This window comes from Pseudomonas sp. P4_C8, from assembly GCF_056401975.1.
Genome location: NZ_JBFUIH010000005.1, coordinates 195,134 through 210,852, shown reverse-complemented (window position 1 = coordinate 210,852; position 15,719 = coordinate 195,134). Strand labels below are relative to the sequence as shown.

14 protein-coding genes are annotated in these 15,719 nt (G+C 59.4%); 5 read left to right on the top strand and 9 right to left on the bottom strand.

The features are described 5' to 3' along the window. Positions 1-3 precede the first annotated feature (3 nt). The 4 genes from AC1DWM_RS04840 (at position 4) to lpxC (ending at position 4,437) form a co-directional block, all read left to right on the top strand. Positions 4-873 carry a cell division protein FtsQ/DivIB gene (locus AC1DWM_RS04840; RefSeq protein WP_477794729.1) on the top strand — a complete coding sequence of 290 codons (870 nt, stop codon included), beginning with the start codon at positions 4-6 and terminating at the stop codon, positions 871-873. Between the two features lie 15 nt (positions 874-888). After that, positions 889-2,148, top strand: coding sequence for a cell division protein FtsA (gene ftsA, locus AC1DWM_RS04835; protein WP_223515261.1), 1,260 nt, complete (start codon positions 889-891; stop codon positions 2,146-2,148). Positions 2,149-2,219: 71 nt separating this feature from the next. Further along, positions 2,220-3,413 (top strand): cell division protein FtsZ, encoded by a 1,194-nt coding sequence (gene ftsZ / locus AC1DWM_RS04830; protein ID WP_007943486.1) that lies wholly within the window; start codon positions 2,220-2,222, stop codon positions 3,411-3,413. A 112-nt stretch (positions 3,414-3,525) separates the two neighbouring features. Then, positions 3,526-4,437: a UDP-3-O-acyl-N-acetylglucosamine deacetylase gene (gene lpxC / locus AC1DWM_RS04825; RefSeq protein ID WP_008060300.1), complete on the top strand. Its 912-nt coding sequence runs from the start codon at positions 3,526-3,528 to the stop codon at positions 4,435-4,437. 172 nt (positions 4,438-4,609) lie between these two features. Here lpxC and AC1DWM_RS04820 read toward each other — a convergent pair whose 3' ends face one another. The 6 genes from AC1DWM_RS04820 to AC1DWM_RS04795 form a co-directional block, all read right to left on the bottom strand. Continuing rightward, positions 4,610-6,112, bottom strand: a complete 1,503-nt coding sequence (locus tag AC1DWM_RS04820) for a sensor domain-containing diguanylate cyclase (RefSeq protein ID WP_223518618.1) — start codon at positions 6,110-6,112, stop codon at positions 4,610-4,612. A gap of 202 nt (positions 6,113-6,314) precedes the next feature. Further along, positions 6,315-6,539, bottom strand: a complete 225-nt coding sequence (locus AC1DWM_RS04815) for a hypothetical protein (RefSeq protein ID WP_317849415.1) — start codon at positions 6,537-6,539, stop codon at positions 6,315-6,317. 297 nt (positions 6,540-6,836) lie between these two features. Then, a complete protein-coding gene (locus tag AC1DWM_RS04810) occupies positions 6,837-8,201 on the bottom strand; it encodes a heavy metal sensor histidine kinase (RefSeq protein WP_223518620.1) in 1,365 nt (454 codons plus the stop codon). Beyond that, complete coding sequence (locus tag AC1DWM_RS04805; protein ID WP_007943491.1) at positions 8,191-8,868, bottom strand: heavy metal response regulator transcription factor; 678 nt, start codon at positions 8,866-8,868, stop codon at positions 8,191-8,193. The genes AC1DWM_RS04810 and AC1DWM_RS04805 overlap by 11 nt, the downstream gene beginning before the upstream one ends. 9 nt (positions 8,869-8,877) lie before the next feature. Then, on the bottom strand, positions 8,878-11,979 hold the full coding sequence (locus AC1DWM_RS04800) for a multidrug efflux RND transporter permease subunit (RefSeq protein ID WP_223518621.1): 3,102 nt from the start codon (positions 11,977-11,979) through the stop codon (positions 8,878-8,880). Further along, on the bottom strand, positions 11,976-13,136 hold the full coding sequence (locus AC1DWM_RS04795; RefSeq protein ID WP_477794728.1) for an efflux RND transporter periplasmic adaptor subunit: 1,161 nt from the start codon (positions 13,134-13,136) through the stop codon (positions 11,976-11,978). The genes AC1DWM_RS04800 and AC1DWM_RS04795 overlap by 4 nt, the downstream gene beginning before the upstream one ends. A gap of 377 nt (positions 13,137-13,513) precedes the next feature. Between AC1DWM_RS04795 and AC1DWM_RS04790 the strand changes: the two genes are divergently transcribed. Further along, a complete protein-coding gene (locus AC1DWM_RS04790; RefSeq protein ID WP_007905458.1) occupies positions 13,514-13,771 on the top strand; it encodes a hypothetical protein in 258 nt (85 codons plus the stop codon). Positions 13,772-13,926: 155 nt separating this feature from the next. Here the strand turns inward: AC1DWM_RS04790 and AC1DWM_RS04785 are convergent, their stop codons facing one another. The 3 genes from AC1DWM_RS04785 to AC1DWM_RS04775 all read right to left on the bottom strand — a co-directional run bounded on the left by AC1DWM_RS04785 (position 13,927) and on the right by AC1DWM_RS04775 (position 15,695). Further along, a complete protein-coding gene (locus tag AC1DWM_RS04785; protein ID WP_223518623.1) occupies positions 13,927-14,676 on the bottom strand; it encodes a YkgJ family cysteine cluster protein in 750 nt (249 codons plus the stop codon). 56 nt (positions 14,677-14,732) lie between these two features. Beyond that, complete coding sequence (locus tag AC1DWM_RS04780; RefSeq protein WP_223518628.1) at positions 14,733-15,068, bottom strand: hypothetical protein; 336 nt, start codon at positions 15,066-15,068, stop codon at positions 14,733-14,735. Positions 15,069-15,236: 168 nt separating this feature from the next. Continuing rightward, positions 15,237-15,695, bottom strand: a complete 459-nt coding sequence (locus AC1DWM_RS04775; RefSeq protein WP_223518680.1) for a GNAT family N-acetyltransferase — start codon at positions 15,693-15,695, stop codon at positions 15,237-15,239. Between the last annotated feature and the right edge of the window lie 24 nt (positions 15,696-15,719).

Here is a 15,719-nt window from a genome sequence, read left to right as displayed (position 1 = left end):
ACCATGCAAGGCGCGCAGCTAAGACATCAGCCTCCTCCAGCACCCGGCCGCAAGCCGGTGCCACGGGGTGCCAGCCGAATGGTGGCCAAAGAGCCGATGTCGATGCGCCTGCCGAAAGCCAATTTTGGTTTTCTCAAAGCCTTGTTCTGGCCGGTGCTGTTGGTTGCGCTGGGGTTTGGTACTTACGAAGGCGCGCAGCGTTTGCTGCCTTACGCCGACCGGCCGATTACCAAGATCAACGTGCAGGGCGATTTGAGTTACATCAGCCAGCAAGCCGTGCAGCAGCGGATCGCCCCGTACGTGGCGTCGAGCTTCTTCACCATCGACCTGGAGAGCATGCGTACCGAGCTTGAAACGATGCCATGGATCGCCCACGCCGAAGTGCGCCGGGTGTGGCCGGATCAAGTAGTGATCCGCCTGGAAGAACAACTGCCGGTGGCCCGTTGGGGCGATGAATCGCTGTTGAACAACCAGGGCCAGGCATTCACCCCGCGTGAGCTGGCGAACTACGAACACTTGCCACAGCTGTTCGGCCCACAACGGGCTCAACAGCAGGTGATGCAGCAATACCAGGTGCTGAGCCAGATGCTCAGGCCGCTGGGCTTCTCGATTGCACGCCTGGAGTTGCGTGAACGCGGCAGCTGGTTCCTGACCACCGGCGCCGGCAGTGCCGGTCCCGGGATCGAACTGCTGCTGGGGCGGGGCAAGCTGGTGGAGAAGATGCGCCGTTTCATCGCCATCTATGACAAGACGCTTAAAGAACAGATTACGAACATTGCGCGCATCGATCTGCGCTACGCCAACGGCCTCGCTGTTGGCTGGCGGGAACCTGTAGCGCCCACGATAGCCCAACCCGCTGTCGCGAAGAATTAAGAAGAGGCAGGACCCATGGCAAACGTGCAAAGCGGCAAAATGATCGTCGGTCTCGATATCGGCACCTCCAAGGTGGTGGCGCTGGTCGGCGAGGTTGCGGACGACGGCACGCTGGAAATCGTCGGGATCGGTACCCATCCGTCCCGTGGCCTGAAGAAAGGCGTGGTGGTGAACATCGAATCCACCGTGCAGTCGATCCAGCGCGCCATCGAAGAAGCGCAGTTGATGGCCGGTTGCCGCATTCACTCGGCGTTTGTCGGCGTGGCCGGCAATCACATCCGCAGCCTGAACTCCCACGGCATCGTCGCCATTCGTGATCGCGAAGTCAGCCCGGCCGACCTTGAGCGCGTCCTCGACGCTGCCCAGGCTGTGGCGATCCCAGCGGACCAGCGCGTGCTGCACACCTTGCCGCAGGATTACGTGATCGATAACCAGGAAGGCGTCCGTGAGCCACTGGGCATGTCCGGCGTGCGTCTGGAAGCCAAGGTTCACGTGGTCACTTGCGCCGTCAACGCCGCACAGAACATTGAAAAATGCGTGCGTCGTTGTGGCCTGGAAATCGACGACATCATTCTCGAACAACTGGCTTCCGCGTATTCGGTCCTGACCGACGACGAGAAAGAGCTCGGCGTATGCCTGGTGGACATCGGCGGCGGCACCACCGACATCGCCATCTTCACCGAGGGTGCGATCCGTCACACCGCAGTGATCCCGATTGCGGGCGATCAGGTGACCAACGACATCGCCATGGCGTTGCGCACCCCGACCCAGTACGCCGAAGAAATCAAGATCCGCTACGCCTGCGCCCTGGCCAAACTGGCCGGTGCCGGTGAAACCATCAAGGTCCCAAGCGTTGGCGACCGTCCACCGCGCGAGCTGTCCCGTCAGGCCCTGGCCGAAGTGGTCGAGCCGCGTTACGACGAGCTGTTCACGCTGATCCAGGCCGAACTGCGTCGCAGCGGTTACGAAGACCTGATCCCGGCCGGCATCGTGCTGACCGGCGGTACGGCGAAGATGGAAGGCGCCACCGAACTGGCCGAAGAAATTTTCCACATGCCGGTGCGCCTGGGCGTGCCGCATGGCGTCAAGGGCCTGGACGACGTGGTTCGCAACCCGATTTATTCCACAGGCGTTGGTCTGTTGATGTACGGCCTGCAAAAGCAGTCCGACGGGATTTCGTTCTCGGGCATCAGCAGCCGTGACAGCTACAGCAATGACGAACCGAAAGCCGCCTTGCTCGATCGCATCAAGAGCTGGGTACAAGGCAACTTCTAAAGATTTACCGCGGCACCGTTGTAGAAACAGGCAGTAGGCGAAAAAACTAGAGAATGTAAAGGAGAGGGAAAATGTTCGAACTCGTAGACAACATCCCCGCAAGCCCGGTTATTAAAGTTATCGGTGTTGGCGGTGGCGGCGGAAACGCTGTGAATCACATGGTCAAGAGCAACATTGAAGGCGTTGAATTCATCTGCGCCAACACTGATGCCCAGGCGCTGAAATCCATCGGCGCGCGGACCATCCTGCAACTGGGTACCGGTGTGACCAAAGGTCTTGGCGCCGGCGCCAACCCTGAAGTGGGTCGTCAGGCCGCTCTCGAAGACCGTGAGCGTATTGCCGAAGTCCTGCAGGGCACCAACATGGTGTTCATCACCACTGGCATGGGCGGCGGTACCGGTACCGGTGCGGCGCCAATCATTGCCGAAGTGGCCAAGGAAATGGGGATCCTCACCGTTGCGGTGGTGACTCGTCCGTTCCCGTTCGAAGGTCGCAAGCGCATGCAGATCGCCGACGAAGGCATCCGTCTGCTGTCTGAAAGCGTCGACTCGTTGATCACCATTCCCAACGAGAAACTGCTGACCATTCTTGGCAAGGACGCAAGCCTGCTGTCCGCATTCGCCAAGGCTGACGATGTGCTGGCCGGTGCCGTTCGCGGTATCTCCGACATCATCAAGCGTCCGGGCATGATCAACGTCGACTTCGCCGACGTACGTACCGTGATGAGCGAAATGGGCATGGCGATGATGGGCACTGGCTGCGCCAGCGGTCCGAACCGCGCGCGCGAGGCCACCGAAGCGGCCATTCGCAACCCGTTGCTCGAAGACGTGAACCTGCAAGGTGCACGCGGCATCCTGGTGAACATCACCGCCGGTCCTGATCTGTCTCTGGGTGAGTACTCCGACGTGGGTAGCATCATTGAAGCCTTCGCCTCCGAGCACGCGATGGTCAAGGTCGGTACCGTTATCGATCCGGACATGCGCGATGAGTTGCACGTGACTGTGGTTGCTACTGGTCTGGGCGCTAAAATCGAGAAGCCTGTGAAGGTCATCGACAACACCGTTCACACCTCGATGGCCTCCCAGCCGCAACAATCGGCTCCCGCTCGTCAGGAACAACCGGCGGTAAACTACCGTGACCTGGACCGTCCGACCGTCATGCGCAACCAGGCTCAGGCCGGTGCTGCGACTGCCGCGAAGATGAATCCGCAAGATGATCTGGACTACCTGGACATCCCGGCATTCCTGCGTCGTCAGGCTGATTGATGGAATGTATCAGGGCTATGAAGTTGATTGGTGTTCAGCAAAGGTCTGGTCTGCTATCATCGCCAGCCTTTGTTGATACCAGTTCGCAATTTGCGCTGAAGCGGCCCAAGCCATGATTAAACAACGCACACTGAAAAATATTATCCGTGCCACAGGTGTAGGCCTGCACTCCGGGGAGAAGGTATACCTGACCCTCAAGCCCGCGCCTATCGACACCGGCATTGTGTTTTGTCGTGCTGACCTCGATCCTGTGGTGCAGATACCTGCTCGCGCAGAAAACGTTGGCGAAACCACTATGTCGACCACACTGGTCAACGGTGACGTCAAAGTGGACACGGTGGAGCACTTGCTCTCGGCCATGGCTGGCCTGGGCATCGATAACGCCTACGTCGAGCTCTCCGCGTCCGAAGTACCAATCATGGATGGTAGCGCTGGACCTTTCGTATTCCTGATTCAATCGGCTGGCCTGGAAGAGCAGGATGCCGCCAAGAAGTTCATCCGGATCCTGCGGGAAGTGACAGTGGAAGACGGCGACAAGCGCGCCACTTTCGTCCCTTTCGAAGGTTTCAAGGTGAGCTTCGAGATCGATTTCGATCACCCGGTTTTCCGTGACCGCACACAAAGTGCAAGCGTGGATTTTTCCAGCACTTCGTTCGTAAAAGAAGTCAGCCGCGCCCGTACCTTTGGTTTCATGAGTGACATCGAGTACCTGCGCAAGCACAACCTCGCACTCGGCGGCAGCGTTGAAAACGCTATTGTGGTCGACGCGGATGGTGTACTGAACGAAGACGGCCTTCGCTATGAAGACGAATTCGTGAAGCACAAGATCCTCGATGCAATTGGTGACCTCTACCTGCTGGGCAATAGCCTGATTGGTGAGTTCAAGGGCTTCAAGTCCGGACATGCATTGAACAACCAGCTGCTGCGCAAGTTGATTGAGCAGACAGATGCTTGGGAAGTCGTGACTTTCGAAGACGCCAGCACTGCACCGATCTCTTACATGCGTCCTGTCGCGGCCGTGTAAGCAAAAAACCTCTCTAGTTTTTAAAGGCTGCCTTCGGGTGGCCTTTTTTTATCTCTCAAACTTTGTGGCGCCATACTGGCCCTATCGCGAGCAGGCTCGCTCCCACAGTAGACCGAGTACCCCTGTAGGAGCGAGCCTGCTCGCGATAGGGCCGGCCGCCGCAACGCAGGATTCACTGCGCAGCCACCACCCGATTTCTCCCCCCTGCCTTGGCCTGATACAACGCCTTGTCCGCCGCAAACAGCAACTGTTCCAGGCTGATTTTTTTCTCCGTCGTCCAGGTACTGATCCCGATACTGACAGTAATCGGCGTTTCAGCGCCCGCCATCAATGGCATCTGCTCCACCGCCCCCCGGATTTTTTCAGCAATCAGCCCGGCCCCCGCGCTGTCCGTTTCCGCCAGAATCACCGAAAACTCCTCTCCGCCATACCGCGCCACCAAATCTCCAGGCCGCCGGACATTGGCGCTGATCACCTTGGCCACTGCCCGTAGCGCATCGTCGCCGCCCTTATGGCCATGGCGATCGTTGAACGCCTTGAAGTGGTCGGCGTCGATCATTAGCACCGACAGTGGCTTGCCCGAACGTTGGGCGCGAAACCACTCATGGCGAAGGGTTTGATCCAGGGTCCGGCGGTTGGCGACTCCGGTCAGGGCATCGGTGGCAGCCAATAGCACCAGCTCCTGCTCGGCGTGATGGCGCAGGCGAAGCTCGCGGCATAGCAACCAGGTCAGCCAGAGCAGACCGATGCACAGCACGCCGGTGGCACCGCTGATCACCACCGCCGTGCGTTTCCAGGTGGCGAACACTTCGTTGCCCGAGAGGGCGACGATAACCGTCAACGGCAGGTTGCCGACCCTCGAAAAAGTGTACAGGCGTTGTTGATGATCGACGCTCGACACGCTGTCGAAGCTGCCCGCGCCCTCTCGCAGGATGCGCTCGACATTGGGCCGACTGGCGAAGTTCTTGCCGATGGGGTCGTTGATCAGGTGAGGCTTTTGCGCCAGCAGAATGCCGTCGTCATTGAGGATGCTCAGGGTACTGTCGTTGCCGATGTCCAGGCTGTTGAATAATTGTTCAAAGTACGCGAGGCGCATCGATGCCACCGCCACGCCTAAAAACTCGCCACTGGACGAGGAAATGCGTCGGCTAAAACTGATACGCCACTCCTCGCTGTCATCGCAGTCGCAGCGCGGCTTGAACGGACGGCTGATGAACATGCCTGTGTCACGGTTGAAAGCATGGGCGAGGAAATAGTCGCGATCGGCGAAGTTACCGGGCTTGGGCTCGATCAGCGATGAATCGGCGAGCACTTCACCGTGCTTGTCCAGCAACAAAATATCGCCCTTGAAGCGCGCCGTGGTGGAGCGGTCGAACAGCACCAGATGGCGTATCTGCGCCGAAACCTGTTTCAGGTCTTCCCGTTGCGAGGCCGCAATCAGACCTTGCAGGGTCAAGTCGTAGAGCTCGACGGTGCGCAACACGTCAGCGTCAATCAACTGCGCAATGGTCGTCGCGCTACGGGTGGCGGCCTGCTGGGCGTTGGCGTGTTCGCGAATCAGGAGGAAGCCAACGATGCTGAGAATCGCAATCACCGTCAGCGAACTGCCAAGCATCACCATCAGCTCAGGTCGACCGGTCTTGCCTGGAGGGGGAGGAGGGCGGCTCACGGGCATGGGCTGATGTCTGGTTGAGGCGCATAAAAAAGGCCAGCAAAACGCGCCGGCCTTTACTTGTTCAAGCTTAGAAGACATTGAGCGGGAACGCACTTGCGGTAGTCCCAATGAAAAAAGCCGCTGATAGCAGCGGCTTTGAAGACAACTTTTCAAAGGGAAGAGCCGATGAAAAGTGTCGAGGGAAACAGAGTCGTTCGATGAATCAGCTGTCTTTCTCAATCCGTGACTGGCTTGCAGAAATCGATGTTTGAGGGGGTTGCGCAGCGTCCTGAGCCTTGGCAGTCATTTCGCTCTGATATTGATCGTACGCTGTGGCGCGCGTGGCATTTTGCGTGACGAACGTCTGCGATTCTTCCGCCATGGCGAACGAAGACAGGAACAATGAGGACAAAACGAAAGCGCTGGCAATACCCTTGATGTTGGACATCTTTAAAACCTTCTTGCTTGGCAAGTGCTGTTTGGTGCGGGCAAAGATAAGGATCTTGGCCGATGGGAAACAGAGCCAGTTCAAGAAAGGACTATTGCGGTAAAAGCAATAGTAAGAAGAGCAACGCCGCACCTGTAGCAGCTGGCGAAGCCTGCGTCCGGCTGTGCAACAGTCGTAAATGCGGCACATGCGGTTTTTCTGACAGACCGAGGCGGCTGATTTCACGACTGCTGCGCCCGAGCGCGGACCGGCCGACGCAGGCTTCGCCAGCTGCTACAGGATCCGGTCGCATCAGGGCTAGACGGGGAGATGAATCCCGAAGGTATTCATCCCGTGGTCACTGCGCACAAACACATCCCCGCCATGCATCAGGGCAATCGCCTTGACGATCGCCAGCCCCAACCCGTGATTGTTGCCGCTGTTGCTGCGCGACGCATCCACTCGATAAAACCGCTCAAACAGCCGCGGTAAATGCTCGCTGGGAATCGGTGATCCGGGGTTGGCGACGCCAATACTCACCTGATGCTCCTCGACCTCGATCCGCACCTGAATCATTTGCCCTGGCTCGGTGTGCTGCACCGCGTTGCTCAGCAAATTGATCAACGCCCGGCGCAGATGGGCGATCTCGATCCGCACCTGTGCATCACCGCTGACCTGCACCTGAACCTGCGCATCCTCAAGAATGAAATCCAGGTACTCCAGCGTCGTCGCCACTTCATCGGCGAGCGAGGTGGACGTCAGTTTGGTGGCCTTGCTGCCTTGATCGGCGCTGGCGAGGAACAGCATGTCGTTGATGATCGAGCGCAGCCGTTCCAGTTCTTCGAGGTTCGATTGCAGCACTTCAAAATAGTGTTCGGCGGAGCGCCCACGCGTCAGCGCGACTTGAGTCTGGCCGATCAGGTTGGTCAGCGGCGAGCGCAATTCATGGGCGACATCGGCGTTGAACGATTCCAGCCGTGAATACGCCTGTTCAACCCGTTCCAGTGTGGAGTTGAACGAATTGACGAACTGATTCAGTTCCGGCGGCAGCGACGATAATCGCAGTCGCCCGGAACGCAGCGGCGGCGCCAGGCGCTGGGCCTCCTGAGACAATTTGATCAAAGGCTTGAGGCCAATGCGCGCCACCCAATACCCCAGCGCAGAAGCCAATAACACACCGACAATCGCCAGGCTGATCAAAGCGATCAGCAAGTGATGCTGAGTCTCGAAAAATGTCTCAGTGTCGATGCCGATCATGAAGCGCAGCGGCGGGCGTTGATCCTTGGCCGGGAACTGGCTCACCAGTACTTTCAGCGGGTAGGGATGGTCCGGCAGCTGCAAGTCACGCATCCCCAGGGACCCTTCGGAAAAGGCACGGATCTGCGGTGTGAGGTCGCCGTATTCGTAGTGCGGATCACCGCTGACGATCCAGAAACGGATGCGTTTGTCTTCTTCGCCAAGCAGCTTGAGCTTGTTGTTGATCTTCACCCAATGCTCGGGCGTGCCGTAACGGCCGACGGTGGATTCGAGCACGCTGTAGCGCGCATCCAGTTCGGCCTCGGGAAGCAAACCCAAGCCTTTATCGACCTGCTGATACAACGCCCAGCCGATCAACAAAAACACTAAAAGCGCCACCAGCGTAAACATCCCGCTCAGGCGAAGCGCGATGGAGTTACTGGACACCGCGGCTCTCCAGCACATAACCCATGCCACGAATCGTGTGCAGCAGTTTCTCGTCGAACGGCCCGTCGAGCTTGGCCCGCAGGCGCTTGATCGCGACTTCGACGACGTTGGCGTCGCTGTCGAAATTGATGTCCCAGACCATCTCGGCAATCGCCGTTTTCGAGAGGATTTCACCTTGCCGGCGAGCCAGCACACTGAGCAGCGAAAACTCTTTGGCGGTCAGGTCCAGCCGTGTGCCGGCGCGTGTAGCCTTGCGGCTGATCAAATCTATCCACAGGTCGGCGATGCTCACTTGCACGGGTTCGTGCCCACCGCTGCGCCGGGTCAACGCTTGCAGACGCGCCACCAGTTCAAGGAAGGAAAACGGCTTGCCCAGGTAATCGTCGGCGCCGTCGCGCAGGCCTTTGATGCGGTCTTCGACACGCTCGCGGGCAGTGAGCATGATCACCGGGGTTTGCTTGCGCGCACGCAATGCGCGCAACACGCCGAAGCCGTCGAGGCCCGGCAGCATGACGTCAAGGACGATCACCGCGTAGTCACTTTCCAGCGCCAGGTGCAGGCCTTCCACGCCGTCCCGCGCCACGTCCACGGTGTAACCCTGTTCCGTCAGGCCGCGGTGCAAATAGTCCGCGGTTTTTTCTTCGTCTTCGATAATCAGAACGCGCATGACCCCGCCTCAGTCTGTGGTCGCCAGCGCCGAAATCGGTGCAGGTTTAGGTCGATGGAATAGCCGCTCAAGCCACAAGTATATGACTGGAGTGGTGAACAGCGTCAGCGCCTGGCTCACCAGCAGGCCGCCGACCACCGCGATGCCCAATGGCTGGCGCAGTTCGGCGCCGGTGCCGTAACCGAGCATCAACGGCAGTGCGCCGAGCAGTGCGGCGAGGGTGGTCATGATGATCGGGCGGAACCGTGTAATACAGGCCTCGAAGATCGCTTCTTCAGGCGGCAAGCCACGGTTGCGCTGGGCGTCGAGCGCGAAGTCGATCATCAAGATGCCGTTTTTCTTGACGATACCGATCAGCAGCACCAGCCCGATCAACGCCATGATCGAAAAGTCCTGGCCGCAAATCCACAGCATGATCACCGCTCCGAGCCCCGCCGAGGGCAGCGTCGAGATAATGGTCAGCGGATGCACGAAGCTCTCGTAGAGCACGCCGAGAATGATGTACACCGCCACCAGCGCCGCCAGAATCAGCCACGGCTGGCTGGCCAGTGAGCTCTGGAATGCCTGCGCCGCACCCTGGAAGTTGCCGCTCATGGCCGCCGGCATGCCGATGTCGACCTTGGCCTGGTTGAGCATGATCACCGCATCGCCCAACGCCACGCCGGGCGCGAGGTTGAACGACAAGTTGGCGGCCGGGAACATGCCGTCATGGGCAATGGACAGCGGGCCGACCGTGGGTGCGTCAAATTTTGCCAGTGCCGACAGTGGCACCATTTCCCCGCTCAACGGCGAGCGCAGGTAGAAATAGTTGAGGCTTTCGGCCTTGCCGCGTTGCTTGGTGTCCAGTTCCAGAATCACGTTGTATTGGTTGATCTGGGTCTGGAATTCATTGACCTGGCGCTGACCAAACGCATCGTACAGCGCTTCGTCGACATCACTGGCGGTCAGGCCGAAACGCGCCGCGGCGCTGCGGTCGATGCTGATGTGGGTGATGCTGCCGCCCAGTTGCAGGTCGTTGGAAATGTCGCGGAACGCCGGGTTGCTGCGCAGTTTTTCCGTCAGCCGCTGGGTCCAGGTGCTGAGGGTCGCGCCGTCGTTGCTCTTGAGCACGTATTGGTACTGCGCACGGCTCGGGCCTGAGCTGAGGTTGATGTCCTGGCCTGCGCGCAGGTACAACACGATGCCCGGAACCTTCATCAGTTGCGGACGAATCCGGTCGATGAACTGACTGGCCGAAACGTCGCGGTCGCCGCGCTTTTTCAGGGAGATCCAGAAGCGGCCGTTGGCGATGGTCTGGTTGCTGCCGGACACACCGACCGAGTGGGAAAATGCCGCGACTGCGGGATCCGCCGCGACGATTTCGGCCATCGCCAAGTGTTTTTTCACCATGTCGCCGTAGGAAATATCGGCGGCAGCTTCGGTCGTACCGAGGACAAACCCGGTGTCCTGTACAGGGAAGAAGCCCTTGGGAATGAAGATGTAACCGGCGATGGCCAGGCACAGGGAAAGTCCGAACACACCGATCATCAATTTCTGATGGGCGAGGGCGCGGCGCAGCAATTTTTCGTAGCCGGCCAGCAAGCGTTCGCCGAACGTGGGTTTGCTGTGGGCGTGATGCACCGGCGCACGCATGAACAGCGCGGCCAGGGTTGGCGCCAGCGTCAGCGACACCACGACCGAAATCATGATGGTTGAAGTGGCGGTGAGGGCGAATTCCTTGAACAACCGCCCGACCACGCCGCCCATGAACAGCAGCGGAATAAACGCCGCCACCAGCGAGAAACTGATCGAGACCACGGTAAAACCAATCTCGCCGGCGCCCTTGATCGCCGCTTCGCGCATGCCGTCGCCGGCTTCAAGATGTCGGTGAATGTTCTCCACCACCACAATCGCATCGTCGACCACAAACCCCACCGCCACCACAATCGCCACCAGGGTCAGGTTGTTCAGGCTGAAGCCCATGATGTACATCAGGGCGAAACTTGCGATCAGGGAAACGCCCAGCACTGCGGACACAATCAGGGTCGCCGACCATTGGCGCAGGAACAGCGCCATCACCGCCACCACCAGCAGGATCGCGATCAGCAGGGTGATTTCCACTTCATGCAAGGACGCACGGATGGTCTGGGTGCGGTCGACCAGCACGTTGACCTGAACCGAGGCGGGGAGCATGGCTTTCAGTGTGGGCAGTGCGGCTTGAATGCGGTCCACGGTCTCGACGATGTTCGCCCCCGGTTGCCGGAAAATCACCAGGTTCACCCCGGGCTTACCGTCGGCCCAGGCCTGAATGTAGGCATCTTCCGAACCGTTGACGACTTTGGCGACATCCCTCAGATGAACCGGGGCGCCGTCCTTGTAGGAAACGATGAGTTGGCTGTATTCCTCGGGGTGAAATAGCTGGTCGTTGGTCGACAGCGTCGAAATGCTCGACTCGCCGTATAACGCACCTTTGGCCAGGTTGAGGCTGGTGTTCTGGAGGGCCAGGCGAATGTCGGCGAGGGTCAGGCCGATGGCCGCCAGTTTGTCCGCCGAGGCTTGAACGCGAATCGCCGGACGTTGCTGACCGGTAATGTTGGTTTGGCCTACGCCTTCGATCTGGCTGATCTGACGCGACAGCAGGGTTTCCACCAGGTCGCTGAGCTCGGTGCCGGGCATTTGCGTGGAGTTGACGCTGAGGATCAGCACCGGGCTGTCAGCCGGGTTGACCTTGCGCCAGGTCGGCAGGTTGGGCATGTCCTTGGGCAGTTTGCCGGCAGCGGTGTTGATCGCGGCCTGGACTTCCTGGGCGGCGGTGTCGATGCTTTTGTCGAGGGTGAATTGCAGGATCAGGATGGTCGAGCCCAAGGCGCTGCTCGATGTCATTTGGGTCACACCGGGAATGGAACTGAATTGCACTTCAAGCGGCGTGGCCACCGACGACGCCATGGTTTCCGGGCTGGCACCGGGTAGTTGCGCGGCCACCTGAATGGTCGGGAATTCGGCTTCCGGCAGCGGCGCAATCGACAGACGCGGAAAGGCGATGGCGCCGAGCAGCACCAGGGCAAAGGTCAGCAGGAGGGTGGCGACCGGGTGATCGATGCACCAGGCCGAGATCGAGCCGTGGCCCTTCATGGCTTCGACTCCGATTGCACCACCTGTGGCGGTTCGGTCAGCACCTGCACGGTCGACCCCGGCTTGAGCCGCGACTGGCCATCAGTGACCAGCACATCGCCCGGTTTTACGCCTTTGATGATGTCCTGGCCGCTGCCTTGCGAAACCACCTGCACGGTGACGGCTTCAACCCTGTCACCGTTGACCCGGTACACGAAGTGTTGATCGAGACCCCGTTGTACGACGGTGGGCGGCACCACCAGGGCATCTTTCTCCAGGGCTGTCTGAATTTTTACCGTCACCAGCAGGCCCGGCCAGAGTTTCTGCCCTGGGTTGTTGAATTCGGCCTTGGCGCGGATGGTCCCGGTGTTGGCGTTGATCTGGTTATCGATCAGGGTCAAGTGACCTTCGCCCAGCAGGTTGCCGGTTTCACCGTCGGTGTCGGCGCCAATGTAGGCTTTTACCTTTGCGCGTTGCGGGTCGCCGATCAGCCCTTGGAGGGTCGGCAGCATGTGCTGCGGCAGGGAGAACTCGACGGCAATCGGGTCGATCTGCGTCACGGTGAACAGGCCTTGGGCATCGGTCATGCGCAGGAAGTTGCCTTCATCCACTGTACGAATACCGACGCGACCACTGACCGGGGAGTGAATCTGCGTGTAGGAGAGTTGCACCTGAGCGGCGTCGATTGACGCCTGATTGCCTTGCGCGGTGGCCTTGAGTTGATTGACCAGCGCTTGTTGCTGGTCGTAGGTCTGTTTGGAAACCCCGTCGTCGACACTCAGCAACTTGTAACGCTTGAGGTTGACCAGTGCCACTTGCAACTGCGCCTGGTTTTCGCCCAGTTGAGCGCGGGCCTGATCGAGGCTGGCGCGGATCGAGCGGTCATCGATGGTGGCCAGCAGGTCACCTTTGTTCACCAGTTGGCCTTCCTTGACCAGGATTTTGGTGAGAATGCCGTCGATCTGCGGGCGCACCACGACGCTGTGCAAGGACAGCACCGAACCGATGCCGCTGATATAACGCGGCACGTCTTTTTCAACGACATTGACCACGCGCACCGGAATCGCGGTAGGGGCGGCGAGTTTGGCTGTGGCGGGCTTGGTGACATACCACGTGCCCAGCGCTGCCAAGGCAATTAGCAGACCTGCGATCAAGGCGGGTTTTTTTTGAATTCGCATGCGAGTGGGGCGCCGGGCTAAAGGGTTTGGGTATTTTCAGATTTATACCCTCTTTATAACCCTGTCAGCCCGTCAGGAGGGTGACTGGTAACTGACGGGGTTGTCAGTTTGGGCGTTTGGATCCGTTGCGGACGGTTTCTTCAGGTTGACGGTGTTATCGTTCATCGTCGGAACGCCGCCCGGAGCAAGCTCGGCTCCTACAGGTACAGCGCTGTCTTTGTAGGAGCTGAGCTTGCTCGCGATGGCGGTGTACCAGTCAACACAAAACCCGACGGACTCACTTGTCGCGTGAAGCTTGCAGCTCTCGACACAGGTATACTGCCGCCTTTCGCGGCTCGCTGACCGGGCCCGACTCTATTGCATCACCCGGAGCTTTCATGACTTCCCCGACACAACCGCCGGTTGCCGACGCTTTGAGCGACGACCAGGCAGACCTGCCAGACAGCGTCGACTCCAGCGCAGACAGCGAAACCAAAGCCGCGATCCCGGCGTTCAAGTTCCCGTTCAAACCGGGTGAGTTGGCCGCGGCGAAGAACGCTAGCCAGCCTTGGTACAAGAATGGTGCGAAGAATGGCCATACCAAGACCCCGGGCGCAGCACCTCCGGGGACTCGTCGTTCGATGGGTAAGCGCTGAGTTTCAGTTTCTCCGGTGCCTGATCGATCGTCATCGCGAGCAGGCTCGCTCCCACAGTGGATCTTCGTCGTACACAACATCTGTGACCTGTGAATTTCAACTGTGGGAGCGAGCCTGCTCGCGATGGGGTCATACCCGACGACATCTCTCTTGAATCAAGCCGCCCGCAACGAAATAAACGCATAGTTCTCCGGCGCATCAGTCGCCACTTGCGCCCCCGCAGCCTGAACTTTCCCGGCAATGTCTTCCCCCGAAACATGAAACAACCAGTCACTTTCCGATGCCGCCAGCGGTTGCGTTGACACCTGGTCGATGACCGTGGCAAACACCGTCATGTCAGGCAGATAAGCGGTAAACCCATCTCCCTTCAGCGCTGTCGTCCGAATCCCCAGCAACCCGCAAATCGCATCCTTGGCCCGAACGTCATCGCGATCCGCCTGACGAGAACGCTGGATCAACCCCGCCAGTTCCTGATCCACTAACTCGCCGCTGATGATCAAGTCCGGGCCTTGTTCCCATGACTCAGGCGGGCAGTCCTTGATCGCTGTGTTCAGCATGATGTGCGGGTTGATCTCCGCGGGGTATATGCGGCACACCAACGGTCGGCGTTCGTAGATGCGGCACAGGTTGTCTTCGTCAAGATTCCGGCAGGGACCGACGTTATAAGCGGCAAAGGTGATCGCTACATACGCCTCGGACGTGCCGCTTCGAACCACTACCGAACGGCGTTCGGCGTGTTCGCGTTGCTGCACGGGCAGGCCCAGGCCGTTACCCAAAAAGCCCTCGACCAGCACGATCACTTGACCTCCATCGGCCGCCCACATCCGGGCTTCCGCCAGGGTCAGGGGGACATGATGGTCATTGCAGCATTTGCCGCAACCTACGCAGGAAAACGTTGTATTCATTGATCGCCGGGTCATATGTGGAGGCGTAAAGCGGCGACAGAATGTCACCGCACCGCTCAGCGTTGAAGCTGGGTCTTGGCGGTCGAGCGGATGGAGTCCCATTCGGTCACGTAGGCGGTTTTTGTCTGCTTGTTGTAGAGGCACAGCTCTGTGCCTTGCTGGCCTTTCATGTGTTTTTGCGGGTATTGGCCTTGCAACAGGAGGGCGGTGTAGCCGACCCGATCATCGAACTGCGCAGCGTTGCCGATCGGTTTGGCATTTTTCAGACCGCTTGCCTTGGTGCAGCTGGCGAGCACCGCTTTGTCGTAGGTCGCCCAAGCGTCAGGGCTGGAGGCTTGGGCCTGGGAGGCGAGGGCTGTGACGCAGAGGAAGGTCAGCGTAGCGGCTTTCATGGTTCAGGCATCCGTTGGGCTTTTATGGGCCGAGTATGCCTGAGGGTTTGATGTGGGTATTGCGGGCCTCATCGCGAGCAGGCTCGCTCCCACACTTGATCTGCGTACAACATAGATCCACTGTGGGAGCGAGCCGGCTCCGGGCGGCGTTCCGACGAAGGCGGTGTATCAGGCTGGAACCGGTTCCCGGCGGACGATATACATCCCGGCACGTTCATACAACCGCTGCGCCCGAAGGTTGTCTTCCAATACTTTCAAATCGACAAATCCTTCCCGGCGTTGCTTAAAGACGTTGAACGCCTGTAGCAGCAATGCGCGGCCAAGCCCGAGGCGTTGCGCCCGCGGATGCACCACCAGGTTTTTGATGTAGGCGCTGGTCCAGCACTGGCACACACCGACGATCCCATCGGCATCCAGCGCAATGAAACAAAGGGTGGGATCGTATTCCGGGTCGGTTTCAAACCGCTGTTGCCACACCTTCAGCACTGGCACGCGGCCGCCACCGTCCTGAAACCCCTGTTCCATCAAACGATGAATAGCTTCTGCCGATTCAGGGCGGTACTGGGTGAGGACAATCCCTTGAGGCCAAGTGATCTCTGGCACAGCCTCCGCGAGGTTGCGCCGCATCAAAAAACAAAAGCCCTCGGCCAT

What these genes read in the sequence shown, in the direction of transcription:
- AC1DWM_RS04820 (WP_223518618.1), bottom strand. Translation starts at nt 6,112, where the DNA reads ATGCCCGTGAGCCGCCCTCCTCCCCCTCCAGGCAAGACCGGTCGACCT.
- AC1DWM_RS04790 (WP_007905458.1), top strand. Translation starts at nt 13,514, where the DNA reads ATGACTTCCCCGACACAACCGCCGGTTGCCGACGCTTTGAGCGACGAC.
- AC1DWM_RS04800 (WP_223518621.1), bottom strand. Translation starts at nt 11,979, where the DNA reads ATGAAGGGCCACGGCTCGATCTCGGCCTGGTGCATCGATCACCCGGTC.
- ftsZ (WP_007943486.1), top strand. Translation starts at nt 2,220, where the DNA reads ATGTTCGAACTCGTAGACAACATCCCCGCAAGCCCGGTTATTAAAGTT.
- AC1DWM_RS04795 (WP_477794728.1), bottom strand. Translation starts at nt 13,136, where the DNA reads ATGCGAATTCAAAAAAAACCCGCCTTGATCGCAGGTCTGCTAATTGCC.
- ftsA (WP_223515261.1), top strand. Translation starts at nt 889, where the DNA reads ATGGCAAACGTGCAAAGCGGCAAAATGATCGTCGGTCTCGATATCGGC.
- AC1DWM_RS04805 (WP_007943491.1), bottom strand. Translation starts at nt 8,868, where the DNA reads ATGCGCGTTCTGATTATCGAAGACGAAGAAAAAACCGCGGACTATTTG.
- AC1DWM_RS04775 (WP_223518680.1), bottom strand. Translation starts at nt 15,695, where the DNA reads ATGCGGCGCAACCTCGCGGAGGCTGTGCCAGAGATCACTTGGCCTCAA.
- AC1DWM_RS04815 (WP_317849415.1), bottom strand. Translation starts at nt 6,539, where the DNA reads ATGTCCAACATCAAGGGTATTGCCAGCGCTTTCGTTTTGTCCTCATTG.
- AC1DWM_RS04840 (WP_477794729.1), top strand. Translation starts at nt 4, where the DNA reads ATGCAAGGCGCGCAGCTAAGACATCAGCCTCCTCCAGCACCCGGCCGC.
- AC1DWM_RS04785 (WP_223518623.1), bottom strand. Translation starts at nt 14,676, where the DNA reads ATGAATACAACGTTTTCCTGCGTAGGTTGCGGCAAATGCTGCAATGAC.
- AC1DWM_RS04780 (WP_223518628.1), bottom strand. Translation starts at nt 15,068, where the DNA reads ATGAAAGCCGCTACGCTGACCTTCCTCTGCGTCACAGCCCTCGCCTCC.
- lpxC (WP_008060300.1), top strand. Translation starts at nt 3,526, where the DNA reads ATGATTAAACAACGCACACTGAAAAATATTATCCGTGCCACAGGTGTA.